We start from the raw sequence: 15,633 nt of genomic DNA, 5'->3' as shown, positions 1-15,633 counted from the left end.
CCCCAGTAGTTTATGATAATCTCGGTTAGCGCGTTTTGAACGTCGCCGCGGCCGGGTCGCGACGACATACGATGTTGTACGGCCCTGGACGTAGACGAGGCCGCCACAGAGCCTCAGCGTTGCAGGCGTGCGAGCAGGCTCGACGTATCCCAGCGCTTGCCGCCCATCTTCTCGACCTCGGAATAGAACTGGTCGACCAGCGCGGTGACAGGCAGGTTGGCGCCGCTGCGGCGGGCTTCAGCGATCGCGATCGAGAGGTCCTTGCGCATCCATTCGACCGCGAAGCCGAAATCGTACTTGTCCTCGTTCATGGTCTTGTAGCGATTTTCCATCTGCCAGGACTGCGCGGCCCCTTTCGAGATGGTCTCGATCACTGCGGCGACGTCGAGGCCGCTCTTCTTGGCGAAGTGGATACCCTCGGAAAGACCCTGCACCAGACCGGCGATGCAGATCTGGTTGACCATCTTCGTCAGCTGGCCGCTTCCGGCGGGCCCGAGCAGTTTGCACATCCGCGCATAGGCGCCTGTGATGATCGGCTCGGCACCCGAATACGCGTCCTGCGCGCCACCGCACATCACCGTCAGCACGCCGTTCTCGGCGCCGGCCTGGCCGCCGGAGACCGGGGCGTCGACGAATTTGAAGCCAGCCTTGGTGGCGGCTGCGTCCAGCTCACGCGCGACCTCGGCGGAGGCGGTGGTGTGGTCGACGAAGGTCGCACCCTTCTTCATGCCGGCGAACGCGCCGTCGGCGCCGATCGTGACCGCGCGCAGATCGTTGTCGTTGCCGACGCAGCACATCACGAAATCCTGGCCCTCGGCGGCGGCCTTCGGGGTCGCTGCGGTCTTGCCGCCGAACTTGTCCGCCCATTCCTTCGCCTTGGCCGCGGTGCGGTTGTAGACGGTGACCTCATGGCCCCCTTTTTTCACGAGGTGTCCGGCCATGGGGAAGCCCATCACGCCGAGACCGAGGAAAGCGACTTTAGCCATCTGTGGTACCTTGTCCGTAGTTTGGGTTTTACGGTTCTTGCCAGGCGAGGGGCGCCTGGGTTCCGCGGTGAGGGCGGATTGGAGGCGCACCATAAACCCTTGAGGCCGGAGGGCAACGGCTTCGTTTGGCGGCCCCCTGTGCTAGGATGGCGGACCCAAGGACTTCAAAAAAAGGGAGCGAGAGCATGGGCGGCGTGAGCGTTGGCGTCCTCGATCATTTCAACATCCGGACCCGGAATCTGGCCGAGACCGTCCGCTTCTACGCGGACGTGCTGGGCCTGGAAAAAGGCGCACGGCCGAATTTCGCCTTCCCGGGCGCCTGGATGTACAGCGAGGGTAAACCGGTGGTGCACCTCGTCGACATTTCTGCGACCGCGGAGCCACAAAAGCCGGATTCCGGCGTCGTCCACCACGTCGCCTTCGTCAGTCGCGGCTTTGACGGCATGAAACAGCGGCTGGCATCCAAGGGGATGAAGTTCGAGGCCCGCCAGGTGCCCGGCGGCGATCTCTGGCAGATCTTCGTCCACGACCCCAACGGCGTCATGATCGAGCTGAATTACGAGGCCGCCACGGAGCAGGGGGCGGCGCCCGCGGAAAAGGCTGACGATATCGGCAGGCAGTAGCCTTTTGGGCGTTTCCGCTCTAATGGGGCATCCTAAAGTCTCGAGCCTGGCCTGGCCGGAAAGCCGCTTCCCGCTTTGCGCTGGCGCGGCCCTCCGGGGCCGGATCAGGCTCAGTTCAGGAGATGCGCTTTGAGCGTGACGCAGCAACAGGTTCTCGACAGCCTCGCCAGGATCAAGTCGCCCCGCGGGGTCGCGCTCGCCCATGCCAATGTGCTGAGCGCGATCAGCGCGTCCGACGGCAAGGTGTTCTTCTCGATCAATGTCGATGCCGCCGAGGCAAGGGCCTGGGAATCCATCCGGGCCGAAGCGGAGGCCGCGGTGCGCGCCATCCCCGGCGTCACCACCGTCATGGTGGCGCTGACCGCCGAGCGCAAGCCGGGCTCCGCGCCGCCGCCACCGCCGCAGCCGAGCCGCGGCACGCCTGGCGTGCAGCCGGCCCATGCCCACAAGCCGCCGCAGGGCGGCCAGTCGCCGATGGCGCGGCAATCGGAAATCCCGGGCGTTGCAGCCGTGATTGCGGTCGCCTCCGGCAAGGGCGGCGTCGGCAAGTCGACCACCGCGCTCAATCTGGCGCTGGGCCTGCGCGACCTCGGCCTCAAGGTCGGGCTGCTCGACGCCGACATCTATGGCCCGTCGGTGCCGCGCCTGACCGGTCTGCGCGACAAGCCGGAGCTGAACGGCGAACGCAAGATGATTCCGCTTCGGCGTTTCGGCCTCGCCATCATGTCGATCGGCTTCCTGGTCGAGGAAGAGACCGCGATGATCTGGCGCGGTCCCATGGTGATGTCGGCGGTGACGCAGATGCTGCGCGACGTCGAATGGGGCAAGCTCGACGTGCTGGTTGTCGACATGCCACCGGGCACCGGCGATGCCCAGCTCACGCTGGCCCAAAACGTGCCGCTCAAGGGCGCCGTGATCGTCTCGACCCCCCAGGACCTGTCCCTGATCGACGCGCGGCGGGGCCTTGCCATGTTCAAGAAGGTCAACGTGCCCGTTCTCGGCATCGTCGAGAATATGAGCTACTTCCAGTGCCCGCATTGCGGGACCAAGTCGGACATTTTCGGCCATGGCGGGGCGCGGCACGAGGCCGAAAAGCTCAAGGTGCCATTCCTGGGCGAGATCCCCCTGCACATGGCGATTCGTGCCACTTCGGATGCCGGTAATCCCGTGGTCGACAGCGAGCCGGACGGCCCTCATGCGGCGATCTACCGCGCCATCGCAGGGCAGGTCCGGGACCAGCTGAAGGGCGTCATTGCCGCAGCCTGAACCGGCGGGCCGCGGGCCCCTGGGACATGCGACTTTTGTAGAGCCCCGTCATGCCATTGTCGCGTTCCGTAACCGCGCGGTCCGTGTTAAACGCGCACGGCAGTCAAGCCCCTTCGGTTCGACGCGACATCGACGCGTCGCCGGGATGAGCGGCGGCATAAGAGAAGTTAAGGGGAAACGCCCCAGCAAGGAGAGACTAGAAGATGAAGCGTCGTGATTTTCTGAAAGTGTCGGCAGCAGGCGCGGCGGCGACCGCAGTGGCCTCGCCGGCGATCGCGCAGTCCTCGCCCGAGGTGAAGTGGCGCCTGACTTCGAGCTTCCCGAAGTCGCTCGACACCATCTATGGCGGCGCCGAGCAGGTGGCGAAGTACGTCGCCGAGATGACTGACAACAAGTTCCAGATCCAGGTGTTCGCCGCCGGCGAAATCGTGCCCGGCCTCCAGGCGCTCGATGCGACCTCGAATGGCACTGTCGACATGTGCCACACCGTCTCCTACTACTACGTCGGCAAGGACCCGACCTTTGCGATCTTCGCCTCGGTGCCGTTCGGCCTCAATGCGCGCCAGCAGAATTCCTGGCTCTATCAGGGCGGCGGCAACGAGCTCGCCAACGAGTTCTTCAAGAAGTCGAACGTGATCGGCTTCCCCTGCGGCAACACCGGCACCCAGATGGGCGGCTGGTTCCGCAAGGAGATCAAGACCGTTGCCGACCTGTCCGGCCTCAAGATGCGCATCGGCGGCATCGCCGGCCAGGTGCTCCAGAAGGTCGGCGTGGTGCCGCAGCAGCTCGCCGGCGGCGACATCTATCCGGCGCTGGAGAAGGGCACCATCGACGCGGCCGAATGGGTCGGCCCCTACGATGACGAGAAGCTCGGCTTCGCCAAGGTCGCCAAGTACTACTACTATCCTGGCTTCTGGGAAGGCGGTCCGACCGTCCATGCCTTCGCCAACCTGGAAAAGTTCAATGCGCTGCCGAAGAGCTACCAGGCGATCCTCACCAACGCGACGGCCAACGCCAACACCTGGATGGCTGCGCGTTACGACATGCAGAACCCGGCCGCGCTGAAGCGCCTGGTCGCCGGCGGCACCCAGCTTCGCCCGTTCACCAACGAAGTGCTGGAAGCCTGCCTCAAGTCGACCAACGAGCTGTGGGCCGAGATTTCGGCCAAGAACGCCGACTTCAAGAAGTCGATCGACGCAATGCAGGCCTACCGCTCCGACGAATATCTGTGGTGGCAGGTCGCTGAATATACCTACGACAGCTTCATGATCCGCTCGCGCACGCGCGGCTGATCTGCGGCTCAAGTCGCAGGACCAAATCGCCCGGCCTCGCTCGCGAGGCCGGGCTTTTTCTTTGCCGCAGTGCGATCGGGATGGCATTCGGCCGTGGCTTGCGTCATGCTGGCGGCAAGCCTCGACAAGAAGGCCCACAATCACTGGTACATCAGGGCAGGAAATCATGAAGAGAAGAGACTTCATCAAGGTCACAGGACTTGGTGCGGCCGGCGCCGCCACGCTCGCGGCTCCCGCGATCGCGCAGTCGATGCCGGAAATCAAATGGCGCATGCCGACGAGCTGGCCGAAATCGCTCGACACGCTGTTTGGCGGCGCCGAGATGATGTGCAAGATGGTCGCGGAGGCGACCGACAACAAATTCCAGATCCAGATCTTCGCGGCCGGCGAGATCGTGCCGGGCCTCCAGGTGCTCGACGCCGTGCAGAACGGCACCTGCGAAATCGGCCACACGGCGTCCTACTATTATTTCGGCAAGGACCCGACCTTCACCTTCGGCTCGGCCGTGCCGTTCGGTCCCAACATGCGCATCAACCAGGCCTGGTACATGCTTGGCGGCGGCCGCGACGTGCTCAACGAATTTTACAAGAGCTACAACGTCGTCTCGCTGCTCGCGGGCAACACCGGTTGCCAGATGGGCGGCTGGTTCAGGAAAGAGGTCAACACGCCCGACGATCTCAAGGGCATGAAATTCCGCATTGGTGGTTTCACCGGCCGCGTGCTCCAGAAGCTCGGCGTCGTGCCGCAGCAACTCGCCGGCGGCGACATCTACCCCGCGCTGGAGAAGGGCACCATCGATGCCGCCGAATGGGTCGGCCCCTATGACGACGAGAAGCTCGGCTTCTACAAGATCGCGCCGCACTACTACTATCCCGGCTGGTGGGAAGGCGGACCGATGCTGATGGCCTTCGTCAACCTCGACAAGTGGAACGCGCTGCCGAAATATTACCAGAGCGTGCTGGAGCAGGCCGGCCACTACGCCAACAACTACATGATGGCACGCTATGACAATGCCAATCCGCTGGCGCTGAAGAAGCTGCTCGCGGGCGGCACCAAGCTGCATGCTTTCTCGCCGTCGATCATGGATGCCTGCTACAAGGCCGCCAAGGAGCTGCACGCTGAAGTCGCCGCGACCAACCCCAACTTCAAGAAGGTGCACGACTCGCTCGCCAAGTTCACGAGCGACGGCTACTCATGGTTCCAGGTCGCAGAGGTCGGCTACGACATCTTCATGGCGCGGCGCTCGCAGAGCTGATCGCGCTATCCGTCGCAGGCAGCGCCCCGGAGCGAAGGCTCCGGGGCGTTGTCGTTGCAGCGCTCGAAGGTCGTCCAGAACAAAAACATCGAAAACAACCCCATGCACAGTAGGCGAGGACAGCGTTATCAATGACTTGGCGGTGTACCGCCAATGCTTGCGGAAATACGGAAGCTCCTTGATGCGTCGGGCAAAACAGTGGTAGAAGCTCATCGTCGCATAATCCGAATTCGGCCTCGGGGCCGCACCCGAGAAAATCCACTGAGCTTCGACCCCGATCAAATCCAGGACGCGCTGCGCAAGGCATGGTCGTCGTCGACGAGCAGCCAATGGACGACGAACAATCCGGCGGCAGGGCAATGCAACGTCACGTCGCTGCTCGTTCACGAACTCTTCGGTGGTGTCTTGCTGAAGACGCCTCTTCCGGCCGGCGATCATTTCTACAACCGGATCGGAGGCAAGAGATACGACTTCACGGCGTGCCAGTTCGCTCAGCCGATCGCATACATGGACGTGCCTGCGAACAGGGCCGACGCACGGTCAGGGGCGACGAACGACCAGCTGGATGAGCTCAGAGCGGCGTTTCAGGAGCACTTCACCGGACGAGGCTAGCTTCAGCGGCCGAGCTTGCTCTTGTCGAGGTCCGCTACCGGCCGGTTTCCAAGCATTGGGCAAAACCGTCAGCGAACGACGCCTGCCGCGTCTTTCGTGCTTGGCATGAGCCAATCGAGCCCGAGCAGGCCGGCTTCGAGGATCACGACGGCGACAATGCCGCCGAGCCAGCCGAAAAAGACGATGGAGAAGGTGCCGAGCAAGATCGCGCAAAAGACGTCGGCAAGCACCTTGCAGATGCGGAAGTCTTGGTCTTGGCCAGAAGGGAAGTAAGGCATCCGGCTCCTCCAGGCGCTGATCCTCAGCCCGGATTCAACCACGTACAGAAGCGAATGTTCCGGGGGTCAATTCTTCGGCTGGCCGAAATCGAGTGGCGGTGGCAGCTCGATGTCCGGGATCTCGATCTTGATCTTGTCCAGGTCCACTTTCGTGGGCGCGTCGAGCAGCCCAGTCACCGTTATCGGGAATGCAATGACAACTGCCCTGTCGGTGCTGCGCCGGCAGATGGAGCCGCTGCCGGTCCTTCACAGTGATCACCAAAGCGAGAGGTGTGAAGCGGTTCACAGTCACGTCGAGAGAAATTCGCTAGAAATTCCGGGAAGCTAGCGAGCTTTCCTTGATTGCGCCGACCGATGCCGTGCGGTGCGCCGCTGCGAGCAGGCCGCGCAGGCCAAGACGAAAGCCCGCCCGAACTCGGCGTGTGCGTCCTGGGCCGGCAGAAAGCCGGCGGCCAAAATTACGGGTTGCGGCCACCGCTTCTCAGGTGCGGAGCGCGGGAATGCCGCGGCACGACGCCCGCCACATGCCGTTTGGGCCTTGCTGGCCGCCAGGGACTTTCTTGCAAGGCGCCTTTTTGCGCTGACAATGCGCGGCTGAGGATTGCGTCGTGGCGAAGGTCGTTTTCAATCTGACCATCGAAGATTGTGGCGAAGACCATTGCCGCATCGTTGCGGAATACAATTCGTCGAGCCGCGAGATCGAGGTCGAGAAGCTCAAGCCGAGTTTTCGCCAGAACCTGAGACCGCTGCAGGAAGCGATTCTCCAGAGCCCTGCCGCGCGCAGCGCCGAGGCCGCGCTACGGCCGCGAAACCCGGATGCGGCCGCGGCAAATGGCGGCAATGAAGCAAGACCAGCCATACGTGATGCTGCCGGAGCTCTGACTTCGGGATCGGACGAGCGAATTGTCCAGGAAATCGGTTCGCAACTGTTCGACTTCATCTTTCAGCGAAAGATCCTCGAACTCTATCAGGAATGTTTCCAGGCGGCGCGAAGAGACGACGAGCCGTTCCTGATCCGCTTGCGAGTCAACGATCCAGCGCTCGCCTACGTGCCCTGGGAAACGATGTACGACAAGAAGCACCGCTTCTATGTGACGACCTCCCAGAGCACACCGTTCACGCGTGCCGTCGACGACTATGGCGAAGAACGTCGGATGAGCGCGGCAAGGCCGATACGGGTGTTGGGCATGGCGGCGAGGGTCAAGGTTCTGAACGGATTCCCCCTGGATGAGATCGAGGTCGACGCCGAGCAGGTCGCGATCAAGAGGGCACTGAACGAACTGAACGACGGCAAGAGGCTGAAGCTGTCCTGGATTCCTTCGGCAAAGGCGCGCGATCTCAACCGTCGTTTCCTGAGGGGAGATGATGGCAAACGGTGGGATCTGTTTCACTTCATCGGTCACGGCGGACACGATCCGGATCGGCAGATGGGCTTCATCGTGGTGCAGGAAGAGGGCGGATCGAGCGGGACTCGACTGTACGCCGATACGTTGAGAGTGTTCCTCACCCAGCCCGGCCAAACGCCGAGCCTCGTCGTGCTGAACTCCTGCAGCGGAGCGCAATCCGACGGTTCCCTGTTCTCGAGCACCGCTGCCGAGCTCATTCAGGGCGGCGTCCCTGCGGTGATCGCCATGCAGTTCGAGATCAGCGACAACATGGGGCTCGCGTTCGCCGATACGTTCTACACTTATCTCGCCGACAACGTCTCGATTCAGGCCGCCCTGGCGCATACGAGGGCCGAATTGAAGGCGCGCCACTTCGCCGAATGGATTTCTCCGGTTCTCTACATGCGCGGCCTCGATGGTGAAATCTTCGTGGACCGGGCAGGACCCTAGCGGATGTTCATCAATGTACGGCTTTGACCCGTCCGTCGTTGCTCTCGGCCTCGGTGCGATCGCAATCTGCATCGTCAGCGCGATCGACTTTCACGCTCCTTTCGAAACCGTGGAGATCCGCTATGCCGTGATGCGCGACCGCTACTATTTCGCGGTCCTCGCCTACGTCACGATCGCCGTGGTCTTCTATGTGTTCATGGTCATCCAAGTCCGCTGGCTGACCAATCAGCTCTATCCCGGACGGGACGCCGGCCTGCTCGTTGCCGTACCGGCGACGATCGCATTCATGGTGCTGGCGCCGCACCTGCCGATCCTATCTCGGGTGATCGGACTGCTGAGAACCATGATGCAGACGCTGGCGCGCTACCCGCAGGCCGTGGAGACCGTCATCGTGGCCATCGCGCGTTCGCCCATCCGGGTGACGGAGCGGGCAAAGCCGGAGTTGCAGCGCGAGCTCGAAGGATATGGCGTTCCCGCGAGGCTGATCGAGAAGGCGCTCAATCAGGATGACGAAGTGCTTGCCGTCGGCGCGACGGCCATGATCATGCAGGTGGCTTCGCTTCACACCAGTTTCGTCGATCTGCGCGGCAACCCGCGCTTCGAGAAGTTCTTCCGCGCGCGGAAAGCCGCTTTTGACGAGCTGGAGCGGCAGTATCGGCGCATGTTGCGACGGTCGGCGCGGGCCCTCCTGCTGACGGAAGACATCATGGTGTCGGATGTCGACGCGCGGGAGCTGGTGCTCGAGATCTCCGATTTCATTGCGGAAGAGTGTGAGGATTTGCGGGTCGCGTACCAGCGTCGTCTGGCCGAGGCGACCTTGTCGGTCGTCGACAGGCGCGATTCCCGGACGGAGCTGATATCCAGCTTCGGGTATCAGACCGTTCTGCCCCAGCCATTGCCGTTTGCACCCCTGGTGACGATCTTCGTCCTCGACTTCGCGGTCTCTGTCGCGCCGCTGTTCTTCCTCGATCTGCCGAAGAAGTTTGCGGTTGGTTCGCTGGCCGGAGGCCTCTCGTCCCTCGCGCACGCGGTAGCGCTGACGATCTCGATCTTCTTTGCAATCTATCCGAAGGCCGCGACGAACTTCGCGCGCCCCTCGCTATACGCGTTGCCCTGGAGCTCTTATGTGGTCTTCGGGGCGTGCTCGTATCTGGCGGGCAACTTCATACTATGGTTGACTTACAGCACGATTCCGATCGCTGAAGGCTGGCTGGCGAAGAATCATCCGTTTGCGGCGAGCTCGCTGTTCTCCCTGATCTTCCTGGTCAACACGCTGGTCCTGAGCATTCTTCTCGACGTGCGGCTGAGGGCGGATCGGCTGGATTATCACGAGGCGAGGCTGAAGGACGGCGCGGCCCATGCGGTGGTCATGGCGTCGCTGATGTTCAGCCTTCTCGTCAGCTTCGTATTGGTTACCAGGGCCTTTGGTCTGGAAATGCCGAGCATCCCGTTGTCGTGGTACGCCGGCATCGTCGCGTCCTTCGGAATTCTCGGCTTCGTGGTCGGATACCTCGTGCCCTCGACGGCGGAAGCCTACATCGAATCCAACAAGCTGATCCGGAAGTCGTCGGCGCTCGATGGCAATCTGCTCGGTTGGGCCGCGCCTGCGTCGCAGTCGACTGTCAAGCCTTGACCTCGCGCTGTCGGAGGGGGCACGCGCCCCGCGGCATGTGAAGGACGTAACGAAGAACGCATCTGCACAGGGGGAAGGACATGGCTGCAATCGAGATAGCAAACGGGATCGTGGTTCAAAGTCCCGACGATGTCGAGGTCAGGTTGGTTCAGGACAACGCTTCCCGCCGGGGATTGCGCCGGGCCTCCGCCAGCCAGATGAGGGGCGCCGATGACCTCAAGAGGGCGCTGTCGGCGTCCGACTTCACGATCGCGGCCGAAGTTGAGATGGCGCCGACGCGCCCCGGTACGCGCGCCCTGCGACGGGACGCGCAGACGCCGACGCAGATCGAGGTCGAGGTCGGCCCGTCCGAACGGGCGATGGTGCTGATCGAAGGGGCAGGCGGCGTCTATGCCTGGAGCTACCCGCAGCAGGTTGCCCGTCCATCGCGGCAACGCGGCGGCAGACAGGTTCTGGTGTTCCCGCTGACGGCGGAAACCAGCGGCACCCGTGGAATCTCCACGGCACGCGGCAAGCGTGGCCCGGTTCTCGACTGGGTCTCCGACAAGCTGATCGATCCGGTCCGCGCCTATGTGCTGAAGTTCGTCGCCAGAACGGCCGTCGATGCGGCGACCGACTATATCGAGGGAGACCGGGAGGAGGGGATCGTGATGATGACCGGGCTCGATCCGGCGGCATGGACCCCGTCGCGATCGGAGCGGCCGCGCTTGCCGCAAGATCGCCCGCTCAAGATCCTGCTCATGGTGCACGGCACGTTCTCGTCGACCGCGGGTGGCTTCGCGCAGCTTGCCGGTTCCGAGAGCGGGAAGGCATTTCTTTCGAGAGCCAACCAGCACTACGACGCCGTGCTCGGCTTCGACCACAAGACCCTGACCGCAACGCCCGGCCAGAATGCGGCCGCTCTTGTTGCGGCGTTGCAGGAACTGGGAATCCCGGAGAAGTCGTCGATCGACGCGGTGGTCCACAGCCGTGGCGGACTTGTCTATCGCGTGGTGGAAAATCGGCTTGCGGAGCAACGACCGGACATCCGGCTCGGCAAGGCCATCTTCGTCGGCTGCACGAACGCCGGGACGCATCTTGCCGAGCCCGAGAACTGGGCGGCGATGATCGATCTCTACACCAACGGGATCATGGCCGGCGTCCGTGCGGTTTCATACTTGGCGGGCGGAGCTGCGTTGAGCCCCATCGTGGCGCAGGGGATCAAGACCGTCGGTCGCTTCGTCCAGGCGTTCTCGGAAGTCGCCATCGACGAGCAAAGGGTGCCGGGACTTGCCGCGATGCGGCCCACGAGCGACCTCGTCAGGGAATTGAACGGGGCGGCCGGTCCTCTCGACAAGCTCGCGACCTATTATGCGATCACTTCGAATTTCGTCGCGCAGGTCGAACCCAGCAAGGGGGTGACGAGGGAGTTCGCCGAGTTCATTGCCGATCGCGTGACAAATCGCCTGTTCCGGCTCGACAACGATCTGGTGGTGGATACCTCGTCGATGACCTCGTTCGGGACCCGCGGCTCGCGCCTTGCCAGCGACGCGACCTTTGCCTTCGGCAATACGGACGACGTCTTTCACACCACTTACTTTGCGGCGGATGTCGTTCCGCTGAAGTTGAGTGAATGGCTGGGTGTCGGCGCAGCTCGCCTCGGCGAGCAATTGGACCTGCCGCGGACAGTATCGCGCCGGGCGACGCGGCGAGCGGCGTCCCGCGGTGAACACTCGCTGGGAGCCGTTTTGCCCTCTCCCCATCTGGAGAGCCTCGAAGTAGACTCGATGTCGGACACAACGACGCTGCGACGAGTGCCAACACGTGCGGCACCTGCGGCTGCACCGCCCGTGCCGAGCCAGGCGCCTGTCGCTGCCGAGATGGCGCCCTTGGCACCTTCTCCTGATCCAAGGACTGCCGCGTGCTATTTTGCGGCAGAGATCGAGTCTCATCCGCCGCCCAGGAAGCCGGTCCCGCTGTTTGTCACGGTTTCGCGCGAGAGGATCCAGGCTGCGGAAACGCAAACGTCCAGCGCCTCGGATACCCCGGTCAACATCGATGCGTCCCGCGCCATCGTCGTTGAAGTCATCGCGCGCAGAAACTGCCGGGTCCTCGGCGAATCCAGCGCAGAGATCGACACGCCGCGGGAACGACGGGCGGAGGCGCTGCGGTTCGTCGTGGAAGGTACCGCAGAGGGCGCAGCGGACATCCTCGTCGAAGCGCGGCAGGGTCCGCGCATTCTGGCGTCCTTCACCTTGGCTCCCGTATTCGTCGATGCAGACAGTAAGACCTTGCGCCGGAGCCAGGTCGGGCTGGCCATGGCGGCACGCCCGCACGAGCCAGCGGTGTTGAGGATCTACGAGATCGTGGAGAGCGGCAAGGTGACGCTGCGTTTCGACCTTGCCTGCGTCGACCCCAACATCGCAGTTTCGGAATCGCGCACTCTTCCCGGCGGCTTCTCGCGCGACGTCTACGTTGCGGAGATCTTCAAGGGCATCGAGACGTCCTGGCTCGCGACCAACCGGTTGTATGACCAGTTCCTGGCGCGCCTCCAGGCAAACGGAATTGTCATGGCGAACGAGTTGTTGCCGGACAAGGTCCGCGAGGCGTTGTGGACCCATCGCGACGCGATCCGTGCGATCCAGGTCATCTCGGAGGAGCCGTTCATTCCCTGGGAGCTGCTTTACATCAATGATCGGAAGTCCGGGCAGGCCGGCAAGGGATTCCTCGCCGAATGGGGGCTGGTCCGCTGGCTGCACAGCACGCCATGGCCCGGTCCGAAACTTGCGATGCGCAGCGATCGCGTCAACTACGTGATCCCGGCCTATCTCGATCCCGCCCTGCAGCTCGAAGGCGCCGGCGCCGAACGCGAGATGCTGGCCAAGCTGTTCGGCAATCCCCGCGAGGTCCCGGCCGACAGCATCTCGGTGACGGGCTTCCTCCAGCACAATGCAAGGGAGTGCGACGTTCTGCACTTTGCCTGCCACGGCGAGGCGGCGCAGCGGGCGGTCATGACGGCCGACCTGTTGATGACGGGGTCCACGGTGGACGGCAGCTTTGCGCAGGATTCGCTATCGGCGGATCAGGTCAAGGCTTTTGCCCGCTTCGCGGAAAGCGGACCGAGGCCAACCATTTTCATCAATGCCTGCCAGACCGGGCGCTCGGGACGCGGTATCGGCGGAGGTGTCGCCGGTTTCGTCGATGCATTCCTGCGGCCGTATTCCGAACTCGGCGCGGGCGCGCTGGTCGGGGCGCTCTGGTCGGTGGACGACAAGCTCGCCTACAGTTTTGCCGAGGCGTTCTATCGCTCGCTCAAGGACGGAAACGTGCTGGTGGAAGCCGTCCGAACGGCTCGCGAGGCAGCCAAAAGCCGGAAGGAACTGACCTGGCTGGCCTATTCCGTATACGGCAATCCGTTTGCGCGCGTCGAAGGCGACGCTTAGATCGAGCAGGGAGTATTCGATCCAGCGCCGGATGCCGGCCCGCCGTTCCAGGCCCTCGTCAGCGCGAGTCCGATCGGCTTACACGAGCCTGACATCGGGGCGATCGGCTCACCGCGCATTTTTTCGCTGGCCCGGCCGTCCGGAATGCTGGAAAAGAGCGGCGAAGATTTCGGCGCGAGCCGTGCGGTGACACCGGAATATCGATGCGCCTTCTGATCGTCGAGGACAATGCCGAGCTGTCGCGGCTCGTTGCTGCCGGGCTGGCCGCGGCCGGCTATGAGAGCGACATCGTCGGCAGCGCGGCCGAGGCGCGCGAGGCGGTGAGCTGCGTCAACTATGCCGCGATGATCCTCGACCTCGGCCTGCCCGACGACGACGGCCTGTCGGTGCTGCGCGAGCTGCGCCGGCAGATGGAGCCGCTGCCGGTCCTGGTGCTGACGGCCCGCGGCGGCCTGCAGGACCGCGTGACCGGCCTGCGCAGCGGCGCCGACGACTATCTCGCAAAGCCGTTTGCGATGGAGGAGCTGGTGGCGCGGCTGGAGGCCATCCTGCGCCGGCCCGGCCAGTTGCTCGGCCGCTCGCTCAGCCTCGCCAACCTCGTCTACGACACCGAGAGCCGCCAGATCTTCATCGACGACGAGCCGCGGATCATCTCCGCGCGCGAGAGCTCGGTGCTCGAGATCCTGTTGCGCCGGCAGGGGCGGGTGGTGCCGAAGAAGAACGTCGAGGACCACATCTTCGGGCTCGAAGGCGAGGTCGCCTCCAACGCGGTGGAAGTCTACGTCTCGCGGCTGCGCAAGCAGCTGGCTGAACACGGCGCCAGGGTGGTGATCCACACCATCCGGGGCGTCGGCTATCTCATGACCGAGGAGAAATAGCGTGCCCGCGGGGGGCCATGCCAGATCGCTCACGTTCAAATCGCTGATCTCGCGCATCGTGTTCCTGCACATCGTCGCGGTCGCGGTGGTCGCGATCTTCCTGCCGCTGGTGCTGTTCTGGCTGCTCAATTCCGAGATCGACCAGCTGCATCGAGACGCCATGCGCGCGCAGGCCGAGGTGCTGGCGGAGCGTATCGTCGCGCAGCCGGACGGCACGTTGAGCTTCAACCTGCCCGACAGCCTGAAGGGCCTCTATTCGGACGCTTACGGCCGCTACCAGTTCGACATTCGCGATGCCGACGGCCGGCTGCTGTTCTCCTCGCACCGGCGTTCAGCCGCTGCGGCCGCATCACGCTTCTCCGAGACGATCTCCGGCGCAGGCGTCACCCGCGATATTGCCGGCAAGACGGTCCGCATCCAGGTTGCCGAGGATCTCGCGCACCGCGACGTCATCATCGACGACATCGTCTCGAACTTCTTCCGGCGGGTGGGGTGGATCACCATCCCGATCCTCCTGGTCCTGCTTGCCACCGACATCATCATCTTCCGCCGCGCGATTGCGCCGCTGTGGAGGGCCTCGGAGGAGGCCAGCAATATCGGCCCGGCGCGCACCGATATCCGCCTGCCGACGGCGCAGATCCCGCGCGAGATCATGCCGCTGGTCACGGCCGTGAACCAGGCGCTCGATCGCCTCGAGGGCGGCTTTCGCGTGCAGCGGCAGTTCACGGCGGATGCCGCCCATCAGCTGCGCACGCCGCTCGCGATCCTGCGCACCCGGATCGAGACGCTCGACGACCGCGCCGCACGGCAGGCGCTGCTTGCCGACATCGAGGCCACGAGCCGCCTCGTCGCCCAGTTGCTGGAGATCGCCGAGCTCGACACATTGGTGCTCGATCCCGGGGAGACCGCGGATTTGCGCGCGGTCTGCGCCGAGGTGGTCGGTTCGATCGCCCCGTTCGCGATCGCGCAGCACAAGGACATCGCTCTGAAGGGGACCGACGCACCGGTCATGATCCGCGGCAATTCGGAGATGCTGCAGCGTGCGATCTTCAACCTCGCCGAAAACGCCATCAAGTTCACCGCGAAGGACACCTGCGTCGAGGTCGAGGTGCGCGACGACGGTTCGGTGCGCGTGCGCGATTGCGGCCCGGGCATCGCGGAAGCCGAGCGCGAGCTGATCTTCCAGCGCTTCTGGCGCGCCGACCGCCGGCGCAGCGACGGCGCGGGACTGGGACTCTCGATCGTGCGCGCGGTGGCGGACGATCACGCGGCCACGGTTGCGGTGGCAAACCTCCCCGGCGGCGGCGCGGAGTTCACGCTGCGGTTTCGGCCGGCGAACGAGGTGGCCTCTTCATCCTCCCCTGGAGGGCAGGGCTATCGCATATGAATTACACGGGGACTGTCTGCAGGCTTGCTCCGCCTCTCCCGCTTGCGGGAGAGGCCGACGCGCTCGCAGAGCGCGGCGGGCGAGGGCTCTCGCCGCACAGGGACGTCCTCAGTTAATCTCAATAATCCCAGCGCCGAGACACCCTCTCCCCAACCCTCCCCCGCAA

Annotated in this window: 12 protein-coding genes; 10 read left to right on the top strand and 2 right to left on the bottom strand. The window is 64.0% G+C overall.

Translation table 11 applies throughout. From position 1 onward, the window contains the following. Positions 1 to 113: 113 nt before the first annotated feature. On the bottom strand, positions 114 to 986 hold the full coding sequence (locus tag AC1RQP_RS06530) for an NAD(P)-dependent oxidoreductase (protein ID WP_492936299.1): 873 nt from the start codon (positions 984 to 986) through the stop codon (positions 114 to 116). A 185-nt stretch (positions 987 to 1,171) separates the two neighbouring features. Here AC1RQP_RS06530 and AC1RQP_RS06525 point away from each other — a divergent pair, with 185 nt between their 5' ends. The 5 genes from AC1RQP_RS06525 (at position 1,172) to AC1RQP_RS06505 (ending at position 6,034) form a co-directional block, all read left to right on the top strand. Beyond that, positions 1,172 to 1,609: a VOC family protein gene (locus tag AC1RQP_RS06525; RefSeq protein WP_492936298.1), complete on the top strand. Its 438-nt coding sequence runs from the start codon at positions 1,172 to 1,174 to the stop codon at positions 1,607 to 1,609. Between the two features lie 129 nt (positions 1,610 to 1,738). Then, positions 1,739 to 2,875 (top strand): Mrp/NBP35 family ATP-binding protein, encoded by a 1,137-nt coding sequence (locus tag AC1RQP_RS06520; RefSeq protein ID WP_492936297.1) that lies wholly within the window; start codon positions 1,739 to 1,741, stop codon positions 2,873 to 2,875. Positions 2,876 to 3,078: 203 nt separating this feature from the next. Then, on the top strand, positions 3,079 to 4,167 hold the full coding sequence (locus AC1RQP_RS06515; RefSeq protein ID WP_239623010.1) for a TRAP transporter substrate-binding protein: 1,089 nt from the start codon (positions 3,079 to 3,081) through the stop codon (positions 4,165 to 4,167). 166 nt (positions 4,168 to 4,333) lie between these two features. Next, the gene (locus AC1RQP_RS06510; protein WP_239623011.1) at positions 4,334 to 5,422 is read left to right on the top strand and encodes a TRAP transporter substrate-binding protein; all 1,089 of its coding nucleotides are present in this window, start codon (positions 4,334 to 4,336) and stop codon (positions 5,420 to 5,422) included. A gap of 153 nt (positions 5,423 to 5,575) precedes the next feature. Further along, positions 5,576 to 6,034: a YunG family protein gene (locus AC1RQP_RS06505; protein ID WP_492936296.1), complete on the top strand. Its 459-nt coding sequence runs from the start codon at positions 5,576 to 5,578 to the stop codon at positions 6,032 to 6,034. Positions 6,035 to 6,102: 68 nt separating this feature from the next. Here AC1RQP_RS06505 and AC1RQP_RS06500 read toward each other — a convergent pair whose 3' ends face one another. Beyond that, positions 6,103 to 6,312: a hypothetical protein gene (locus AC1RQP_RS06500; protein WP_492936295.1), complete on the bottom strand. Its 210-nt coding sequence runs from the start codon at positions 6,310 to 6,312 to the stop codon at positions 6,103 to 6,105. A 608-nt stretch (positions 6,313 to 6,920) separates the two neighbouring features. Here AC1RQP_RS06500 and AC1RQP_RS06495 point away from each other — a divergent pair. From AC1RQP_RS06495 to AC1RQP_RS06475, 5 genes are all read left to right on the top strand, one after another. After that, positions 6,921 to 8,147, top strand: a complete 1,227-nt coding sequence (locus AC1RQP_RS06495; RefSeq protein ID WP_492936294.1) for a CHAT domain-containing protein — start codon at positions 6,921 to 6,923, stop codon at positions 8,145 to 8,147. A gap of 13 nt (positions 8,148 to 8,160) precedes the next feature. Then, a complete protein-coding gene (locus AC1RQP_RS06490) occupies positions 8,161 to 9,780 on the top strand; it encodes a hypothetical protein (RefSeq protein WP_492936293.1) in 1,620 nt (539 codons plus the stop codon). 80 nt (positions 9,781 to 9,860) lie between these two features. Continuing rightward, positions 9,861 to 13,202, top strand: coding sequence for a DUF7379 domain-containing protein (locus tag AC1RQP_RS06485; RefSeq protein WP_492936292.1), 3,342 nt, complete (start codon positions 9,861 to 9,863; stop codon positions 13,200 to 13,202). A gap of 203 nt (positions 13,203 to 13,405) precedes the next feature. Beyond that, positions 13,406 to 14,080 (top strand): response regulator, encoded by a 675-nt coding sequence (locus AC1RQP_RS06480; protein WP_239623016.1) that lies wholly within the window; start codon positions 13,406 to 13,408, stop codon positions 14,078 to 14,080. 1 nt (position 14,081) lies between these two features. After that, the gene (locus AC1RQP_RS06475) at positions 14,082 to 15,467 is read left to right on the top strand and encodes a sensor histidine kinase (protein ID WP_492936291.1); all 1,386 of its coding nucleotides are present in this window, start codon (positions 14,082 to 14,084) and stop codon (positions 15,465 to 15,467) included. Positions 15,468 to 15,633 lie beyond the last annotated feature (166 nt).

Source organism: Bradyrhizobium sp. GW821-FHT13H06 (assembly GCF_058803975.1).
Note: the sequence above shows the minus strand (reverse complement) of the source record. Positions and strands in the feature narration are given on the sequence as shown.